Below are 18,867 nucleotides of genomic sequence, written 5' to 3' on the forward strand. Positions count from 1 at the left end.
ATATAAATAAAAGTTACAAATTTATATCAGTTTCAAACCTAAGAATGCGGTATTCTGCCGCCACAGTTTTAGACGTTTTAACATTTTATTATGCAAAGTTTTTTTCTCATCTTAACGGGCATAGCGTTCGGGGCAATATTGCTTGTTGTATGTAAACTCATGTTTGATTACCGACAAGTATTAAGCGCCAGAGTGTTAAGCTTATTGTTACTCAGTGCCGCTTGTTACTTGATACAGCCGCTTGTGCAAGACATATTTGTATTTAGATTTGTACTGGGAATGGTAGCCATGATGAGCCCCGCTTTATTTTGGATGTTCGCTTCTACATTATTTCAAATGAATGAAGGTAATCAAAAATTGCACTCAGGCCATTATATTGGACTAGCGGTGTGTTTTTCTTTGGGTATCTATCAATGCTTGCAATCTCCCGCTGAATTAGACGACTCAATTATTCATTTGGTATCACTTGTTGTAACGGGTGCAATTACGATTTTAGGTCTGTTGGATGTATTTCGAAACTGGCAATCAGACTTAGTTGAATGTCGTCGCTTTTTACGTTTAAGTTTATCTGTGACTTGTGGCGCGTTTTTGTTGTTTATTGTGGCGAACGAATTTATTTATGGGCACGGCGAATTCCCTGAGTTCTTAAATTACCTGAATATTATTGTCATTAGTATTTTTTCTATGTCCTACGGTTATATTATTTTGGTTTCCAACTCAAACATTCTGGTTGAATCGATTGATGATTTGCCACCTGAGTTAGTGAAGCAAGAAGCCCCGAAACCATCATCAGCAGATATACATTGGTTAGATAAATTAACTAGAGCGATGGAAGAGGAGTTTTATTATCGGCAAGTTGACTTGACCATTAAGGGGCTTTCAGAACACTTAGATATCCCTGAACATCAACTTAGGCGATTGATTAATCAGCACCTTGGCTATAGAAATTTTAATGACTATCTAAATCGATACAGAGTGCGAGATGCAGCGCAACGTTTGTCAGATCCTAAATTAGTCAGAATTCCTATTCTTACTATCGCGATTGAATCAGGTTATGCCTCTCTAACTACTTTTAACAAAGCATTTAAAAGTCTGCAAACTATGACACCGAGTGAGTTTCGTCGAATAAGTGGTATGGCGGAGGCAACACAACTGACCGATTTCTAATTTTTCCTTACCGATTTCGAAAAAGTATACAGGATTTCGCAATCGGTAAGACAAATTGACTCGTTTATATTTAAATGCATGAGTCAACTCAATTAATTAGGAAATCTAATGACTAAATTTATCAAACCATTTTTAATAGCCTGTTCAGTGTATGTTCTAGGTTCGTCACTTGTATTTGCAGAAGTTGAGTTATCCAAGGAAGACACCAAAGCTAAAGCTAGCGAAGTTTGTCAAAGTGAAGCTAAAGCACGTTACGGTGAAGAGTCTGTTGAATACGTTAGTAGCAAGGTTAAATGGATGAAAGCCATGGGTGGTGCTGCGGTGAAAATGAAAATAAAACCTCAAGGTAAACGTATTACTAAGTATTCTTGTGTTTTACAGCAAGATCAGTTGGTAAAATTTTACAAGGTGTAATTTAGCGTATCAATTTTGTTTAACTGCAATCTCGTCTATGGTTGTTGTCATGGTAATGAGATTGCAGTTAAGTGCTAAAATAAGCGGTGAAGTGGGATCAACTAACTTCTGTTGTTTTATGTTCTGTTATTAAACTAACAATGCGCCAGTCCGATTTAGGCTGAATATTTTTTAGACTGGTATACATTTTGACTTTGCCGTTTGGATCAATGGCACAGAGTCGAATTGATCGCTTTTGGTACTCTTTTTCATAATCTTCAAAAGTAAATTCGTCTGACAATCTAGTGGTTTTTATAGTGCCGCCTTTAGTGACATATCCAGCTAGCTTCGCGTAAGTCACATCTTCGTTAAATAGACATAGTTTTGCTGCATAGGATTCAGACACTTGGTGGCTAGCGCGTTTTTGCGGTTCGTTGACACTGAGTCCGAGTACCGCTCCTTTACCCAGTTCATGTTCAAAGTGGTAGGTCACTAGGGGATTAAGCTGTTTGTAGGGTGACATCACTAATACCGTCCCATAAAGTGACAAATCTACAGTGCGATCTGCGTGTTCTGACATGGGGTTACCGTAGTAAGTGGGTACATTATCCATACGCGCCAATTTTATCGACTCCCAGTTAGTGTCCGCAATGCGCACTACTATGTCTTGTGCCATTAATTCTTTTGCAAAGAGTCTAGAAAATAGTCCTCCGCCAAAAATTAAAAAACCGTATGGAGCAGGGGCTCTTTGACCAAGAAACTTTGCAACACCAACTGAAGTAAGACTTTGAATCACCACAGTAGTAATGATGACAAGAAATACCATGGGCACTAATAATTCTACTTGTGCATAATTTAGCACTTCTAACTTTAACGCAAATAATGCTGAAACTGCCGCGGCAACTATACCTCTGGGGGCGATCCAACTTAACAGTGCTAATTCTCTCCAATCTAAATTAGTACCTAGAGAAGAAACAAAAACCGAAATTGGTCTGGCGATAAACATGATCACAAATAACACCACCACAGAGCCCCAGCCCAAATTAAGCATCGAACTCCATTCTATTCGTGAAGCAAGTAGAATAAACAAACCAGAAATTAACAAAACACTGAGGGTTTCTTTAAACTCTAATATGTCTTCTACTTCTACTCGTTTCATATTAGCTAACCAGATCCCCATGATAGTCACTGTTAATAGACCTGATTCGTGTGCGATAACATTGGAGCCTTCAAAAGCACCTAACATTAGGGTTAAAACTGCAGTATTAACTAAATAGTGTGGTATCCAGTTATTACGCAGCACAATTCCCATTAGATAGCCCGAAAGTGCACCAAAAACTACACCTACCGAAATGGTCTTTGCAAACGCATAAAGTGTGTGACTGAGGGCATCTTGGGTAGAAATGATATATTCGAACACCAACACAGCTAACAAGGCACCAATGGGGTCAATAATGATACCTTCCCAGCGAAGAATGTTGGCAATTTTAGTACTCGGCCTGACTGTGCGTAACATAGGGACTATCACTGTTGGTCCTGTTACGGTCACAATGGCACCAAATAAGAAAGCCATTTGCCAGGTCATTCCTAACGCATAATGTGCAATAGGTGCCGCAATTACCCATGTAATGAGCGCTCCGAAAGTACATAGGTTTCTAACCATAGAGCCATGACCACTGATATCTTTGAATTTAAGGGTTAATGAGCCCTCGAACAAAATAATCGCCACTGACAAAGATACGATTGGAAAGAGTAAGTCTCCAAACAATAAGTCGGCGTCAATAATACCGGTAACAGGACCAACAACAATACCAGCGATTAATAAAGGTAAAATGGCAGGAAGTTTTATTTTATAGGCTAAAAATTGGCAGGCAATCGAAACAAGCCCCACAGTAACAAGGGCAATAATAGGTTCGTTCAAGTTAAGTCCAATATGAATGTTTGCTAAGATGTCCTATGACAGCATAGATAAGTCATGAAAATCAAATATTAAAGGCAACTAACTGGAAATTGACGACTCCACAGCACAAAAGCCTATGTTGTGCTGTGGGGCGCTTGGGTTTAGTACTTTAGTCAACTGCTTTTAATGCAGTGATTTCCTGATTTAATTGGTATTTTTTATCGGTTACAATCGCTTCCAATACTTCCAGTCTGGCTTTGACTGACTCTAACTCGTTTTGCAGATTTTTCTTCTCTGAATCATTTAAGTTGAGATTAGCTTTTGCCATTTCTTTTTTATGAGATGTCCAAGTTCCAATTAGTACAATAGGTAACACAAACGCAAATAAGATGATTAATACAAATACCATTCCATCGTCCATTATTTTCTCCCAGTTTGATTAAAGTGAAATTTATCGAGTCATTAAGCAGGGTTTAGGCCAATATATAAATACCTGTTAATAAACAGTTAGTTACAATAAAAGGAAACTCCGGTTAGTAAGAGATATTAGTCAATTAAACTAATAATTGGTCAAACTAACAAACATCATACCTAAAACGTACCAAAAAACGCACAGTTTGTAACTGCTTGCCTGAGGACTTGACTCGTTTGGAAACGGGGACAACAGTTAGCAATTGCGGACTAACTGTTGCCATTTTCACTATTAGATTAAACTGTTCGTGTGGCTAATGCAGGTGGGATATTGGCGGCTTTTTTAGCTGGACCAAAAACCGCCCCTTGACCAACTAACCATAAAACTACCATGCCAATAGGGATGTAGAACCAATCAATTCTATCTAGACCAAAGGTATTCACTAATAAGATGTTTAGTGCGATTGTTAATGCTGCCCCAAACACAACACCTATGGTACTAATTAGGAAGTTCTCTAACATAAAATAACGTACAATCGCTGACTGGCTTGCACCTAATGCGCGTCGTGTTCCAATTTGTTTTTTGCGTTGATTAACACTAAAACTGGCTAAGCCAACAATTCCTAAGGCTGTCACTATAGTTAATATGACCATTACTGTTGTAAGGATCTTTATCATAGCGGTATGCCCTCGATAGCTGCGTTCACGGGTTTCTTCAATGCTACGCATGCCTTGAATTAGACGACCCTTATTACTATTTGCAAGTAACTCCTCAACCTGTTTCATTACACTGTCTCTTTGACTCGGTTCAGTGCGAATAAAATAACGACTGCCTTTATAGTCCATTCGTTCAGGTGACAACATGACATTTTCCAAATTGTTCCAGCCAACCCAAGGTGCTTGCAATTTATCAATGATGCCGATGACGATCATCGGGTCGATATCGTTGATATATACTGTTTTACCCACAACCGATGAGTACGGTATCTCAGGAAACAAGTTTTCCGCCATAGCTTTGGTCAATATAGTTTTGTTAGGCCATTTAACTTGACCAACCTCTCTTAATCCGATGTCTGTAGGTGCAAAATTTTCACCTGCGATAATTTCAACATCTAGGGCGTTAATACCGTGTTCATCAACCATGTATACCGCTGTGCCTACCGCATCATGTTCTACACCTGACTGGGTTTTTAGTCCCATTGACCAACCACTTCCGCTATTGGGTATCGCGTTTATTTGGATGGCATCAACAATACCGGGTAGATTACGCAAGGTATTTAAGTCTTCTTCTACCGTAACAGCCGCATTAAAGTTTTCGGCAAACCCTACACTAGTTAAGGAAAAGCTGTTTTTATTGTCGATACCACTGTCACGCTGCATTTCCTTGCTACGTTCTACGATAATGTATACAGAATTCACAATTATGGTCATGGTGATCGCAATTTGCAGAGCTATCAATATCGCGCCTACTTTGTTGCGCAACATTGCTCTAAAGATAGGACCGATTTCCCAATTAACTGATGTGTTAGTTTGAATATTTGACATGGTTTGGCCCCTCATTGACTTTTTAGTTGACTGGCTGGTGCGATATTGCAAGCCCGCCAAGTAGGGTATAAACCCGCTAAAATACTGGATAACAAGGCGATGCTCAGTGCCACTAAAATCATGCTTAGGTCCAGTGACGCTAAATCGTCAACAAAGTCCCCGTAGAGGCTTTTGATTCCTTGTAACCCTACAAGAGCCAGTAGGATCCCAGCGATACCACCCATGACACCTATTAACGCGGTTTCCAATAAATGCTGTTTGAATAAATCGGCTTTTGATGCACCCACGGCTAAACGCAAACCAATTTCAGATGATTTACCGGTAAACTTAGCCAGTAACAATCCAATGGTATTGAGCAAACACACCAACAAAAACATAAAAGAAAGCCACATCATCATCTTGGCGTCTTCTTCAACCACTTCTTGACTCGCCATCCACTCCATCACATTGGATAGACGATTGTTAAGGGGGCGAGGGAAGCGCCCAAGCTTCTTTTGTTCCATCACATAGTTATTTAAATAATCCATATATTCAGCTTTCGCTAAGTCGTTGGGTAATTCAACCCACATCTGTGTATTAATACATTCAGACTGCAAAAATGCCTTATAACCTTCTCCGTCAGGACTTTTCCAACAATTATTATTGCCCCAGTTTGGAAGTTCTAATTCTTCCTTTAATGAAAACGGCATAAATAACTGTTCGGTTTCATTAAACCCGCCATTGTTAACATCGTAAAACTTTGGCATAGGCTGCCAATCGTCAATTACCCCCACTATTTGGAAATTTCTACCGTCTATGACAATGGTTTTACCAACTGAATTTTCACCACCAAACACACTTTCATTGGTGCGTTTACTCAATACCACCACTTGTTCACGATCGGTATCAGATTGGCTGTCCCATGCAGTACCGTAAATAAAGGGCACGTCGAACATGGGGAAAAAGTCTGTATACGCTAATCTTATGGAAGCTTCAAAGGGTTTGGCGTCGTCACCAGCAGGTTCGATAATACCCCCCGACATTCCCATTGCGGATTGCCTAAGTGCTTTTTTAGCCAATGTAAAATTCGTGGCGTCAGTCCAGGTTAGTTGATTGGGTAACGAGTCTGCGTCGTCGCTATAGGCGTTGTTTGGGTCCCAACTATCCACTTGAATGTGAAAAAGTTGCTGACTCTTATGAGGGATAGGATCGGCAGACATGAGGTAGTTGACCGTAATGGTGGTCATACATGCACCAATGCCTAAGGCTATCGCTGTCACCATTAGCAAACTAAGTATTGGATTACGTTTTACGCTTTTTAAAGCAAGCTTTATATAATAACCAAACATAAAATGGCTCCTCGGCGTTAAACAGCTGAAAGCTGAGCAGGTGATGAGATGTCAGCGTTATTGACTTCACTCACTTTGCCATCCCTCACATAAATATTACGTCTCGCTTGGCTAGCGAGTTCACCGTCGTGAGTTACCATAATAATTGTAGTACCGGCGTCGTTGATGTTTTTTAACAAGTCCATGACACTGTTTGCCATTTGTGTATCAAGATTTCCTGTTGGTTCATCAGCTAACAAAAAACGAGGCTCACCGGCAAGCGCTCTAGCGATAGCCACCCTTTGTTGTTGCCCCCCAGACAGTTGTGAGGGTAGGTGTTTCATACGTTGTGCTAGTCCCACCATTTCTAAGCTATTCTCTATGCGTTTTTTACGTTCAGCGCTGTTAAACCCGCGGTAACGCAGTGGGACGTCAACGTTATCAAAAAGATTGAGATCTGGGATTAAGTTAAAACTTTGGAAAATAAAGCCAATTTTCTCGTTTCTTAGCTGGCTACGTTTTTTGTCATTGAGATTGCTTACATCTTGCCCGTCTAACTCGTACTTCCCACCGCTAAATGTTTCAAGTAGCCCTGCAATATTTAAAAAAGTGGTTTTACCTGAGCCAGAAGGGCCAGTAACTGCAACAAAGTCACCTTCACCTACATGTAAGTTAAAATCTCTTAGTGCTTGTGTTTCAACTAAATCGGTACGAAATACTTTCTTTACATCCGTCATTTTTAACATGAGTTATGTTCCCTAAGTGTAATTGTGATTATTCTAAGTTATTGAGTAATGAGTACGCTTTGTGCGCCGTTAAATTGGTCCGTTCCTGAAACTATTATGGTGTCGCCAATTGCAAGTCCGTTTAAGACTTCGACACTAGATAAGCTGCGAGCGCCAGTTGTTATTGGAGTACGCTGCGCCATATTGTTATTGACAATATAAGCAACTTTGCCGTTTCCGGTTTCTAGGAATTGTCCACGTTGCACCATGAGTACATCTTGTTTGTGTTCCATTAAAATACGGGTGGTTAAACGTTGGTTTTGACGTAAACCTCTAGGCTGGGTGGAATCTTCATGAGAAGAGGCGGTAAAACGCACTCTACCCGTAACTTGATTGTTCTCAATTTCAGGGGAGATAGTCACGAGTTTTGCTGAATGCGTTTCACCATTAAGTTGGATTTGAGCTGCCATACCAATAGCTAAATCATCGGCGTAACTTTCTGGAATATCGACTTCTATTTCAAACTCAGATAGGTCCACAACACTTAAGATCGATTGATTTTTGGCTACCTGATTTTTTTGCTCGACTGACAGATTACCCACCAAACCCTCTACCGGAGAGAGTAAGGTTAACTCTTCAACCTGTCTGCTAAGCTCTGTTACTAAGAGTTTTTGGCGTTCAACTAATAGTGCCTTAGTTTTCACTTCAAACTCTAGACTCTCTAAATTTAATTCCGCATCTCTAACCGAATGTTTAAACACCAAACGGGCATTTTCTAGGTCGTCTTGGGCCTTTTCATAATCAATTTGGCTAATTGATTGGCTAGCAAAAGCTTTATCTGCTCGGCGTTTTTCACGGTCTGCGGCGGTGAGTGCTACCTTGGCTAAGTCGACCGCTTTTTGATTGACTAAAGCTTGTTTACTGGATTGTATTTTTTGTCTATCCAATTCCATTTGTAGCCTTTGAATGGCTGACTGTTCTTGTTTGAGTTGGTTAGTCAGTTCAGGACTATCGATAATGGCTAATATTTGACCTTTTGTAACCGTATCTCCGGCGTCTACTTCAAATGTGATAGTGCCTTGTGCGGGGCTATATAATTTCGGGCTAACAGCGGCTACAACCCTACCTTGAACCGATAAGTCGCGCACAAAGTCACCTTGAGTCACTGTGGCTAAACGGACTCTTTGTGAGGAAATGCTGACGTCTGAGTTGGACCAGTTGCTGATCGCGGGGGCTAAGGTTGCGTACCCTAAAATAGCCATTAACAGTATGCCTAGTACTAGCCATTTAGTTTTGTTGTTTGTTGTTTTTGATACTAGGGTATCTTGACCACTGGTGTCTGTAATTTTCATTTTTTTCCCTGAAACTTTGAACAATCAGCAATTAAGTCGAGTTAAAAATCAAAAAGGTTTAAAAAACTAAAAATTAATTTTTTTTGAGTGGTCTTTTACTGATCTCTTGTGGCTAAAGCTGGAGAAATATTCATTGCTTTTATTGCGGGCTTTAGGATGGCTAATATACCCAAAATATATAGGCATAACGCAGCAATAACAACGTAACTAAGAGGCAGTTTAGGCAGCGCATATTGTGAGACTAAAAACACATTTAATCCTAATGCTAGTAGCCATCCCAGTAACACACCACATGTGCTTTGTATGATATTTTCAGCAATAAAATAACTTAATATATCAGTCTTATTAGCTCCAAGCGCTCGTCTTATACCTATCTGTTTTTTACGTTTCACTAGATTAAAACTAGTTAAACCAGCAATGCCCAATGCAGCAACGATGCTAAGAGCGAATATTACCACCATCAAAATACTTATCGCACCAATGTCCGGCCCATATACTTGTTTTTTAATCGTTTGAATACTTTGTACTTTGCGGATCATCCGCTGTTGATTGCTAGTAGCAAGATAGTCTTCAACTTCGACCATAGTCTCTTGCAACTTGTTAGCTTGGGTGCGAATAAAATACCGTGCTGAATTTCGAGTAATGACCCTAGGATAAATAATGCTGTTTTCGATTTTTCCTACCGCATCCCAAGGCGCTTGTAGTTGTTCTACGACCCCTTTGATTACCGCACCGTAGGTAGCGTTTATATAAATAGTTTTACCTACGACAGTTGACCAATCGGTAGTGTTAAATAAGTCTGATGCCAGTTTTGAGGTAATGATGACTGCACTTGGAAAAGTCTTGGTAGTTTGGGTTTGCCAAAGTACCTCGTTAGTATTGAAATTTTCACCGGCTAATAAGGTTAGGCCTAACGCCTCAATACCGTGTTCGTCTAACTTGTAACTGGCAGCAGGCACAGTGATTTCATCTTGTCCTGTAGAGGTTTGCAATTCATCCCATTCGCTGCTGCCACTAAATGGAAAGGCGTAGGTTGCGACAGCATTTACAATGTTTGGCATTTGCCTAAGGGCATCTAGGTCAGCCTTGATACTATTTTGCGGATTGAAACTTTGAGTAAAACCTGAACTTGTTAAAGCAAAGGTGTGAGTTTCATCTATCCCTGTTGGGCGTTGCAAAATATCAAGGCGCTGCGAAACAATAAATAATCCGTTACTCAGCACCGCCAAAGTCAGGGCAATTTGCAAAACCAACATGGTAAAGGTGTATTTTTGTCTGATTAATGTGCGCAATAAGGGTAAAAATGGAATGCGACTAAAAGGCATAGTATTGGAATGGGATTGATTAGTATCACTCATCTTAAATAGTCCGCTGGTGCTAACATACACACTTTTATAGTGGGCACTAAACCGGCTAAGACTGTAGATAAAATGCTGATCCCAATTGTAATAATCAGCAGTGGCATATCCAAAGTAATAAATGCACTAAATTCGGGATAAAGAATCTTTATACCACTTAGACCTAGCGCACACAGACTAAAACCAATGAGAGCACCTAAACATCCCAGCATAATGGTCTCTATCAGACATTGACTAAAAATAGCCTGGCGGCTAGCTCCCAATGCTCTCCTGAGCGCCATTTGACCAGTAGTAGTCGTCAACTTAGTGCTAAGTAAACTGGCTGCATTGAACAAACAAACTAACAAAAAGAATAGAGATAAATAGAAAAACACATAAATATCAGAACTGACTACTTTTTTGTGGGCAAGCCATTGCTCAATATCTAATATGATATTTTGAGTGGCCTTAGGGAATCGACCTAATGCCCGCTGTTGAGTAACGTAATCCTCTAAATAACTTGCAAACTGCGCCTTGTCTTGTTGGTGGGATAATTCTACCCACAAATTAAAATTGACACATTCTGAGTTAAGAAACGCTTGATAACTATCACCTATATTGGATTGCCAACAATGGCTGTTGCCACCGTGTGGAAGTTCTAAATTGGCTTTTATTTGTAGGGGCACGTATAAATCTTCAGGTGGATAAAATTTTCCGAGTGACATGTCAAAAAACTTAGGGCTAGGATGCCAATCATTTATTACTCCTATCACTGTGAACAATTGGCCTAACATCGGTAGCGTTTGGCCAACAGAGTTAATCCCTCCAAAAATTCTTTGATTGGTGGATTTACTTAACACTACGACATTTTCGACTTGTCCTCGGGGATAATTTTGCCAAGCCTGCCCAAATAAAAAGGGTACATCAAACATTGGAAAAAACTCGCCGTGGGTGGCTCTAATGATACCGAGAAAGGGAGGAATGTTGTTATCCGCTGGTGTAACCATACCCCAAGTTATAGTGTTGGCTGCCTGATACTTAGCCTGCTTGGCATGCACTATATTTAAAGCATCAGTCCAACTCACTTCTTCGGGGGGTAAATCTGGCGGAATTGCCGCAGTGTTAAGACTCCAATTGTCTAATTGAATATGATAAACCCTGTCACTTTTATGAGGTAGTGGATCTTTGGACATGAGATAGATCAACGAATAGGTGATCATAGAAGCCGCAATACCCAGGCCAATGGTAGTGGCAATCAAAACACTCAAGCCTTTGTGACTCGCGATGTTTCTTAGTGAAAGTGTCAGATAATAATAAAACATTATTGACTGATCAAAACAGTGTTAGCCGCATTAAACTGGTCCGTACCTGAAACAATAATTTTTTGTCCTTGCTGTAACCCATGTAAAATTTCAACAACTGCCAAACTGCGAGCGCCAGTTTTGATTGGGGTGCGTGTTGCCAGTCCGTCTTGCACTACATAGGCAACACGTCCATTGGAACTTTGCAAAAATTGGCCTCGCTCTACCATGAGTACATCGTTTTTACTTTCGATTAAAATTCGCGTGGTTAAACGTTGGTTTTGTCGTAATGCTGATGGCGGAATAAGTGGCTCACCCATTGCGTTGGTTTTCGCAAAACGTACTCGGCCTTTTACTAAGTTGTTTTCTATTTCAGGAGAAATGTTCACTAAAATAGCTTGATGATTGCGGCCATTTAAGTTGACTTCAGCTGGCATTCCTATCGCTAGATCGTCTGCGTAACTCTCTGGAATATCCACATCCAATTCAAATTCAGTTAAATCCACGACACTCATAATTGCTTGATTTTTACTGACTTGATTTTTTTGCTCGACCGCTAAATTGCCAACAATGCCATTAACTGGAGAGAGTAGGGTTAGTTCCTTTTCTTGTCTGCTTAACTCCCTTACCTCTAACGCTTGCCTATCGACTTGAAGCTGCTTGGTTTGTAGTTCGAACTCGAGACTCTCGATATTGAGTTTGGCGTCATTCACTGAATGTTTATAAACTAACTCGGCATTTTCTAGTTCGTCTTGGGCTTTTTCGAAATCAATCTGACTAATGGAATGACTTTGATACGCTTGGTCAGCGCGACGTTTCTCGCGAACAGCAGCAGTTAATGCGACTTTGGCTAAGTCAGAAGATTTTTGATTTTCTAATACTTGTTTTTTATTTTGGATCCGTTGTCTGTCGAGCTGAAATTGTAACTGCTGTAGATTTGACTGTTCTTGTTTGAGCCTATTTGATAACTCTGGACTTTCTATAGTCGCCAACGTTTGGCCTTGCGTAACAGTATCCCCAGCGTCTACTAAAAATGTAATGGTTCCTTGAGCTGGGCTATACAGCTTTGGGCTTATTGCTGCCACAACTCGGCCCTGTATCGACAAATCTCGTACAAAATCTCCACGTGTTACTGTGCCAATTCGTATGCGATCAGCTGCGACCGACATCGTAGATGCGGACCAACGAGAAAAGTGTTGGTACAGCAACACTAAACTGATGACTAATAATAAAAACGCAACCCCAATCACAACATACTTTTTAGACGAAGTTTTACGAGTAATAATAGTGTCTTGAGCACTAGTGTCGGTGATTTTCAACTAGGTTCCTTGGCGTGATAAAACTAAACAGATAACCCTTATCGTACTGATACACAGGGTAAATTAGTTATACCCATGTGTCTAGGTCATAAATTATTGCTTTAGAAAACATAACTATTAATGATGCTTGTATATAACAGCGTTAATCGATAACTTTCAGATATTAACAATTTTTTTAACAAAAATTATGACGACTGAAAAACAAAAACATTATTCTACTTGTACTCTGTGTGAAGCCATGTGTGGCATAGAAGTGACAACGCAAGGCACCGAAATTCTCTCTATAGTCGGTGATAAACTCAATCCCTTCAGTGAAGGTCATGTTTGCCCAAAAGCCATGGCGTTAAAAGATTTATATGACGACCCACAACGAATTCGCACTCCTTTGGAAAAGACCGCGGACGGTTGGCAAGAAGTGTCATGGGAATATGCTTTAGATAAAGTGGCGAATAGCCTGTTTGAAGTGCAACAAAAACACGGGGTAGAATCGGTTGCTACCTATCTCGGAAACCCAAATGCCCATAACATGGGAGCCATTTTATTTGGCCCTTATTTTTATCGCGCGTTGAAATCCCACAATCGCTATTCAGCTACATCGGTTGACCAATTACCTCACCACATTGTTAGTCGTCAACTTTTTGGACATCAATCCCAAATCCCTATTCCCGATATTGACCATACTCAACACTTTATGATCATTGGTGGTAACCCTCTAGCTTCAAACGGCAGCATAATGACTGTGCCACATATTAAACGCCGCCTAAAAGCGATTCAGAATCGAGGTGGAAAAGTAGTAGTAATTGATCCGAAAAAGTCTGAAACAGCGGATATTAGTAGCGAACATCACTTTATTAGGCCAGGCACAGACGCGTTACTATTATTAGCGATGATCCACACCTTATTCGACAAAAAACTGATCGCTGCCAAAGAGCTGCTTGGGTTTGCACCTGATCTATTATCGGTTGAACAGTATGTGTCCGAGTATTCAGCTAAACGTGTTGCTCCGTTAACGGGCATAGGTGAAACCGAAATTATTGCATTAGTTGAATCTTTCTGCGCTGCGGGCCCCGCAGTTTGTTATGGGCGAATGGGGGCGAGTGTGCAGGCTTTTGGAACACTGACTCAATACTTGATCATGCTATTTAATATGCTCAGTGGAAATCTAGACAGGCAAGGCGGCATGATGTTTACACAACCTGCTGCCGATTTATTACCTCATTCAGGCCGGGGTTCTATTGCTAATTTTCATACTCGTGTACGTAATTTGCCCGCTTTTGCTGGTGAATTTCCGGTATCGGCTTTGGCTGAAGAAATACTGACCGAAGGAGATGGGCAAGTCAAAGCTATGGTAATAGGGGCGGGTAATCCTATCTTAACTACCCCAAATGGACCGCAATTAGATAAAGCCTTTGAAAAATTAGATTTTGTTGTTGCTGTTGATTTTTATATTACTGAAACTTCGCGACATGCCAATATTATTTTACCGCCTGTTACTGCCTTAGAGCGGGATCACTATGATATTGTTTTCCATAATTTTGCGGTAAGAAACAGTTCCAAGTTTTCACCAGCTATTTTCCCCATTTCTGACACAACTAAAACGGATTGGCAAATATATCTTGGTTTGGCAGAACGTCTAGATCGATTAAACGGCTTGCCCACCGACAGGTATGGCACGCTTTGGGACAAAGAACCTAAAGGGGTAGTGGATGATTTATTAAAAAGTGGTCGCTACCGCTATGAAGGTGAACCATTGAGTATTGATGTATTGTTGAAAAAACCACATGGCATTGATCTTGGTCCGCTGCAGCCCGATTTACCGGAAGCGATTTACCATAACGATAAAAAAATACACTTAAGTTTTGATTACTTTATGACTGACTTAAACCGTCTTGAAAAGCATTTCTTTAGTGCGAAGTTAGATACAAAAAACTCATCAAATCTGTCAGAAGGTGATTCACTGCAATTGATTGGACGAAGGCATCTTAAAACCAATAACTCTTGGTTGCACAATAGTCATAGAATGGTCAAAGGTACTAATAATGGCTTATCCAGATGTACGGCACAAATCCACCCTGTTGACGCCGCAAAGCACAATATTGAAAATCAACAACTTATCATAGTCACCTCTAGGGTAGGTCAAGTGTCATTACCAGCAGAGATTACAGATAAGATCATGCCCGGAGTTATTTCGATTCCTCATGGATGGGGGCACAATAAAAAGGGTAGTCAATGGAAAACCGCCGAACAACATGCAGGAGTCAGTGTGAATGATCTAACTGATGAAATGGTTTTAGATGAATTGTCTGGTAATGCGGTATTAAATGGTGTACCAGTGACTATTGGGGCTGCCTAGGTCGATTGGTTGGTGTAAACTAGGCGTGGTAAAGCAACCTTGGGTAATCTTAACCGAGGTTGCTGTAGTTCTCCTATTAAAATTCTGGAATATCCATGCAAAGTTTTACCTGTCAAAATTGTGGAGCCACTGTTGAGGCTAAGTTTTGTGGTCAATGTGGCCAAAAAAAACAAGAACGAATAACACTCGGCCAAGTTGGTGATGATGTTTATAGCGGTCTAATTGATTTTGAATCCCCTTTTTTAAAGACGCTTTATTTTCTAACCGTTAATCCGAGTAAAGTGTACGTAGAGTATTTGGACGGGGCACGTAAACGTTATTTTTCACCGGTACGTTATAGTATTTGGATCATGACTTTGATGATTGCGATTGCTGCAATGACTGACACGGTTATTGTTGACTTAAGTCAACTTGAAAGCAATGCTCCTGAACTTGAAACCCAATTAGCGAGGTTTCAAGCAATCATTAACTCTTTGTTGATCCCACTTTATTTTGCGTCTGCATGTTTGACTGCAGGATTTCTTCGGTTTGTTTTTAGAAACGAAAAATACACCTTTGCCGAACTCTTTTACCCAGCGTTACTTAACATCAGCCATTTTTGTTTAGTGTATTGCATCGCTATACTACTTGGAGTATTCCAAAACGCTTGGAGTCAATTGCTTTTAACGGTTTTGAGTGTTGTCTATATGTGCTGGGGACTGACAGGAATATTTCGTCCAGTATCGGGTAAAAAATATCTCAAAAGTTTTATTGCCATAGTTCTTGGATTAGCTGTCTATATGCTTGCTTTCGCATTCTTAAGTTTTTCAATAGGTTACTTCTCGTTATTATAAAAATAGCGAGAAACAACCTACATAAATTAGACAATTTAAGGTGTTTATCTATTTCTGCCCATCTGGTCATGACTGCTGACCCAATGCCCGGCTATTACCGCACAACCTAATGATATGTCACCGGCGAGCACCGTAGCCGCAACAATTTCAGCAAACTTTTCAGCTTTACCTTTCCCCACGCAACCGAGCATTTGCAAACATTCTTTTTGTGTGGGTAACCCAGTGCCTCCGCCGAACGTGGCCACTATTAGTGAAGGTAAAGTTACCGACATGTAAAGATCGCCATTATCTAATAATTCATGGGACAACATGCCTGCATGCGATTCCACCACATTAGCTTCATCTTGACCTGTGGCAATATACAGAGCTGCTATACCATTTGCTGAGTGCGGTCCGTTATAAGCAGCACCTGCCATTTGTGCGCCAGTGTTGGCCAAAACTGATGCGCCAGCTAACATTTTGGTATCCACTTTCATGACACGAGCTAATACTTCTTTCTTGAGTACTATTTCAGCGATGACTCTTTTTCCTCTTGAATGCAACATATTCAAGTGAGAGTGTTTTTTGTCAGTATCCATATTGCCAGATAACATATACATACAAGGAATGGGGGAATTGGCTTTGATCCATTCACAGGCAATCAAGGTTGCCTTGCCTACCATATTTTGCCCCGCGGCATCACCTGTGGTGTAGTTAAAACGTAGGTATTTAGTTTTAGAAACCGACCATTGCTGAATGTGTTCAAGTTTACCTATGCTTGTAGTGGTTTCAGCAGCCGCTTTGATCTTTTCAAAGTTCTCATCAACCCAATGCCCAAAATCTCTTGCTTCTCGGGCGTTGTTAAAAATGAAAGCGGGGGCACGTTGCATAAACCCCTCAACAACTGTGGTGGTTACACCTCCACATTCATTAATAACTCGCATTCCTCGGCTATAGCTGGCAACCAAGGTGCCTTCGGTTGTCGCAAGTGGAACGTAGAATTCGCCCTTAGCATGTTCGCCATTGACTAAAACTGGCCCTGCTACACCGACCGGCATTTGCACTATTCCAATAAAGTTTTCGACATTCCCGGGTAACACTGCAGGATCGATACTAAATTGACCGGTGTGGGTGAGTTCAGCTCCGGTTTTTTGTTTGATAAATTTTCTGCGAACTTCGGCCATTTCCCTAGAATGGTCGTTCTCTGAATTACGGGGGATGCGATTATCATCACTCATTAGATATTCCTTCTATTACTTCATGTGACTTAAATACAAATAACAACGGCTTTTAATTGATTTTTATAGTCACATGGTTAGCGATAGATAACAAAGGAAATGTTAATTAAAAGTTAAATGCATTAACATTTATGTAGTGCTTGTAATATTAGGTACCGTTATTTGGCCTTGGTGCGATTATTGGTATCTCGGCTTTTAAGTATGACCTCATCATCTGTTGGCATTTGTGTGGTTTTAGACAAGCGATCGTATAACAGAACATTAACGGTTGCGGCCAAATTCATACATCCTAGGGTAGGTATGTAAACTACATGGTCACATTTATCGACCACATCTTGTTCTATAGAACCGTCCTCTGGTCCAAAGATATACAGTGCGTTGTTAGGATGTACAAAATTGGGAAGAGGTGTTGCCCCTTCAACTAACTCTACTGCAACTTTTTTAAGGGTAACGTCAGTGTCGTCATTGATTATTTCATCAACATGTTTAACTTCAATAACCGACTGAACGTTTTTGGTATCAGTTTGAAACGCTTTTGCACGTGCATAACGTTCTCCCGTATATCGAATGCTCTGTGCCTGGTAACATCCGGCAGCACGCAAGATGCTGCCCATGTTCTGAGGGCTTTTGGGGTTAATAATAGCTAAATGCGCAGGCACTTTATTTTCCTAAAATAGTGTCAATATTACTGAGCTCTTGTTGGGTAAACTCTAAATTATTGAGTGCCGCCACACAGTCTTCAATTTGACTGACTTTACTGGCACCAATAATAGCACTTGTCACTGCTTGATTGTTAAGCACCCATGCTACAGCCATCTGTGCCAATGTTTGCCCTCTTTGTACCGCTAAGTCATTAAGCTGCGCAACTTTCGCTACTTTTTCTTGGCTAATATTGTTTTCATTCAGATAGATCTGTTCACTGCGAGAAGCCCTTGAGCCCTGAGGTACACCCTTGAGGTATTTATTGGTTAAAAAACCTTGTGCCAGTGGAGAGAACACAATGGAGCCGACCCCTTCTTCTAATAACACCTCTGTCAATCCGTCTTCTATCCATCTATCGAACATATTATAACTAGGTTGGTGGATTAATAGCGGTGTACCTAAATCCTTTAAAATACTAATGGCCTGCTTAGTGTGCACAGGTGAATAACTCGAAATACCTGCATATAAAGCGCGACCAGAGCGCACAATATAGTCTAAGGCTTGCATGGTTTCTTCAAGAGGCGTATCAGGATCGTGGCAATGTGAATAGAACACGTCAAAATAGTCTAGTCCGGTGCGCTTTAAACTTTGATCACAACTCGCAACCAAATATTTCCTAGAACCCCCTATACCGTATGGCCCTGCCCACATGTCATACCCAGCTTTGCTGGAAATTAACATTTCATCTCGATAGGGCTTAAAACTCTTTGTCATAACTTGACCAAAAGTAGACTCGGCAGAACCAAATGGTGGCCCATAATTGTTGGCTAAGTCAAAGTGATTAATACCGAGGTCAAACGCGCGATGTAGCATGTTTTGAGCATTGCTATACGAATCGACAGCACCGAAATTTTGCCACAGTCCTAGTGATAGAGCCGGTAATTTCAGGCCACTTTTACCGCATCGACGATACGACATACTTTCGTACCTGTCAGATGCCGCTAAATATTGTGGATTTGGGTCGTTTGTTATCATTGCCATTTTCGCCGAACAAAAAATTTGCGA

Annotated in this window: 16 protein-coding genes; 4 read left to right on the forward strand and 12 right to left on the reverse strand. The window is 40.6% G+C overall.

Going from position 1 to position 18,867, the window contains the following annotated elements:
• Positions 1-90 precede the first annotated feature (90 nt).
• On the forward strand, positions 91-1,167 hold the full coding sequence (locus KO534_RS04920) for a helix-turn-helix transcriptional regulator (RefSeq protein ID WP_215927939.1): 1,077 nt from the start codon (positions 91-93) through the stop codon (positions 1,165-1,167).
• A gap of 108 nt (positions 1,168-1,275) precedes the next feature.
• Positions 1,276-1,581, forward strand: a complete 306-nt coding sequence (locus tag KO534_RS04925) for a hypothetical protein (RefSeq protein ID WP_215927941.1) — start codon at positions 1,276-1,278, stop codon at positions 1,579-1,581.
• Positions 1,582-1,678: 97 nt separating this feature from the next.
• On the opposite strand, the gene KO534_RS04930 is transcribed toward KO534_RS04925, so the two are convergent.
• The 9 genes from KO534_RS04930 to KO534_RS04970 all read right to left on the reverse strand — a co-directional run bounded on the left by KO534_RS04930 (position 1,679) and on the right by KO534_RS04970 (position 12,757).
• A complete protein-coding gene (locus KO534_RS04930) occupies positions 1,679-3,481 on the reverse strand; it encodes a cation:proton antiporter (protein WP_215927943.1) in 1,803 nt (600 codons plus the stop codon).
• A 148-nt stretch (positions 3,482-3,629) separates the two neighbouring features.
• Positions 3,630-3,881 carry a DUF2746 domain-containing protein gene (locus KO534_RS04935; protein ID WP_215927945.1) on the reverse strand — a complete coding sequence of 84 codons (252 nt, stop codon included), beginning with the start codon at positions 3,879-3,881 and terminating at the stop codon, positions 3,630-3,632.
• 287 nt (positions 3,882-4,168) lie between these two features.
• On the reverse strand, positions 4,169-5,416 hold the full coding sequence (locus KO534_RS04940; RefSeq protein ID WP_215927947.1) for an ABC transporter permease: 1,248 nt from the start codon (positions 5,414-5,416) through the stop codon (positions 4,169-4,171).
• An 11-nt stretch (positions 5,417-5,427) separates the two neighbouring features.
• On the reverse strand, positions 5,428-6,744 hold the full coding sequence (locus KO534_RS04945; RefSeq protein ID WP_215927949.1) for an ABC transporter permease: 1,317 nt from the start codon (positions 6,742-6,744) through the stop codon (positions 5,428-5,430).
• A 17-nt stretch (positions 6,745-6,761) separates the two neighbouring features.
• A complete protein-coding gene (locus KO534_RS04950) occupies positions 6,762-7,469 on the reverse strand; it encodes an ABC transporter ATP-binding protein (protein WP_215927951.1) in 708 nt (235 codons plus the stop codon).
• Positions 7,470-7,507: 38 nt separating this feature from the next.
• On the reverse strand, positions 7,508-8,800 hold the full coding sequence (locus KO534_RS04955; RefSeq protein WP_215927953.1) for an efflux RND transporter periplasmic adaptor subunit: 1,293 nt from the start codon (positions 8,798-8,800) through the stop codon (positions 7,508-7,510).
• Between the two features lie 95 nt (positions 8,801-8,895).
• On the reverse strand, positions 8,896-10,158 hold the full coding sequence (locus tag KO534_RS04960) for an ABC transporter permease (RefSeq protein ID WP_215927955.1): 1,263 nt from the start codon (positions 10,156-10,158) through the stop codon (positions 8,896-8,898).
• Entirely contained in the window at positions 10,155-11,459 is a 1,305-nt protein-coding gene (locus KO534_RS04965) for an ABC transporter permease (protein WP_215927957.1), read from the reverse strand. The genes KO534_RS04960 and KO534_RS04965 overlap by 4 nt, the downstream gene beginning before the upstream one ends.
• Positions 11,459-12,757 carry an efflux RND transporter periplasmic adaptor subunit gene (locus tag KO534_RS04970; RefSeq protein WP_215927959.1) on the reverse strand — a complete coding sequence of 433 codons (1,299 nt, stop codon included), beginning with the start codon at positions 12,755-12,757 and terminating at the stop codon, positions 11,459-11,461. Before KO534_RS04970 ends, KO534_RS04965 begins: the two co-directional genes overlap by 1 nt.
• A 187-nt stretch (positions 12,758-12,944) precedes the next feature.
• Here KO534_RS04970 and KO534_RS04975 point away from each other — a divergent pair, with 187 nt between their 5' ends.
• Positions 12,945-15,110, forward strand: a complete 2,166-nt coding sequence (locus tag KO534_RS04975; RefSeq protein WP_215927961.1) for a molybdopterin-dependent oxidoreductase — start codon at positions 12,945-12,947, stop codon at positions 15,108-15,110.
• A 95-nt stretch (positions 15,111-15,205) separates the two neighbouring features.
• Complete coding sequence (locus tag KO534_RS04980) at positions 15,206-15,943, forward strand: DUF3667 domain-containing protein (RefSeq protein ID WP_215927963.1); 738 nt, start codon at positions 15,206-15,208, stop codon at positions 15,941-15,943.
• 44 nt (positions 15,944-15,987) lie between these two features.
• Here the strand turns inward: KO534_RS04980 and KO534_RS04985 are convergent, their stop codons facing one another.
• The 3 genes from KO534_RS04985 to KO534_RS04995 form a co-directional block, all read right to left on the reverse strand.
• Positions 15,988-17,160 (reverse strand): hydroxymethylglutaryl-CoA reductase, encoded by a 1,173-nt coding sequence (locus KO534_RS04985; protein WP_215927965.1) that lies wholly within the window; start codon positions 17,158-17,160, stop codon positions 15,988-15,990.
• Positions 17,161-17,318: 158 nt separating this feature from the next.
• Complete coding sequence (locus KO534_RS04990) at positions 17,319-17,819, reverse strand: RNA methyltransferase (protein WP_215927968.1); 501 nt, start codon at positions 17,817-17,819, stop codon at positions 17,319-17,321.
• Between the two features lies 1 nt (position 17,820).
• The gene (locus KO534_RS04995) at positions 17,821-18,837 is read right to left on the reverse strand and encodes an aldo/keto reductase (protein WP_215928397.1); all 1,017 of its coding nucleotides are present in this window, start codon (positions 18,835-18,837) and stop codon (positions 17,821-17,823) included.
• Positions 18,838-18,867: the final 30 nt, after the last annotated feature.

Origin of the sequence: Paraglaciecola arctica, assembly GCF_018861065.1 — a bacterium.
Taxonomy (GTDB): Bacteria; Pseudomonadota; Gammaproteobacteria; order Enterobacterales; family Alteromonadaceae; genus Paraglaciecola; species Paraglaciecola arctica_B.

What these genes read in the sequence shown, in the direction of transcription:
- KO534_RS04920 (WP_215927939.1), top strand. Translation starts at nt 91, where the DNA reads ATGCAAAGTTTTTTTCTCATCTTAACGGGCATAGCGTTCGGGGCAATA.
- KO534_RS04925 (WP_215927941.1), top strand. Translation starts at nt 1,276, where the DNA reads ATGACTAAATTTATCAAACCATTTTTAATAGCCTGTTCAGTGTATGTT.
- KO534_RS04935 (WP_215927945.1), bottom strand. Translation starts at nt 3,881, where the DNA reads ATGGACGATGGAATGGTATTTGTATTAATCATCTTATTTGCGTTTGTG.
- KO534_RS04940 (WP_215927947.1), bottom strand. Translation starts at nt 5,416, where the DNA reads ATGTCAAATATTCAAACTAACACATCAGTTAATTGGGAAATCGGTCCT.
- KO534_RS04945 (WP_215927949.1), bottom strand. Translation starts at nt 6,744, where the DNA reads ATGTTTGGTTATTATATAAAGCTTGCTTTAAAAAGCGTAAAACGTAAT.
- KO534_RS04950 (WP_215927951.1), bottom strand. Translation starts at nt 7,469, where the DNA reads ATGTTAAAAATGACGGATGTAAAGAAAGTATTTCGTACCGATTTAGTT.
- KO534_RS04955 (WP_215927953.1), bottom strand. Translation starts at nt 8,800, where the DNA reads ATGAAAATTACAGACACCAGTGGTCAAGATACCCTAGTATCAAAAACA.
- KO534_RS04960 (WP_215927955.1), bottom strand. Translation starts at nt 10,158, where the DNA reads ATGAGTGATACTAATCAATCCCATTCCAATACTATGCCTTTTAGTCGC.
- KO534_RS04965 (WP_215927957.1), bottom strand. Translation starts at nt 11,459, where the DNA reads ATGTTTTATTATTATCTGACACTTTCACTAAGAAACATCGCGAGTCAC.
- KO534_RS04975 (WP_215927961.1), top strand. Translation starts at nt 12,945, where the DNA reads ATGACGACTGAAAAACAAAAACATTATTCTACTTGTACTCTGTGTGAA.
- KO534_RS04980 (WP_215927963.1), top strand. Translation starts at nt 15,206, where the DNA reads ATGCAAAGTTTTACCTGTCAAAATTGTGGAGCCACTGTTGAGGCTAAG.
- KO534_RS04985 (WP_215927965.1), bottom strand. Translation starts at nt 17,160, where the DNA reads ATGAGTGATGATAATCGCATCCCCCGTAATTCAGAGAACGACCATTCT.
- KO534_RS04995 (WP_215928397.1), bottom strand. Translation starts at nt 18,837, where the DNA reads ATGATAACAAACGACCCAAATCCACAATATTTAGCGGCATCTGACAGG.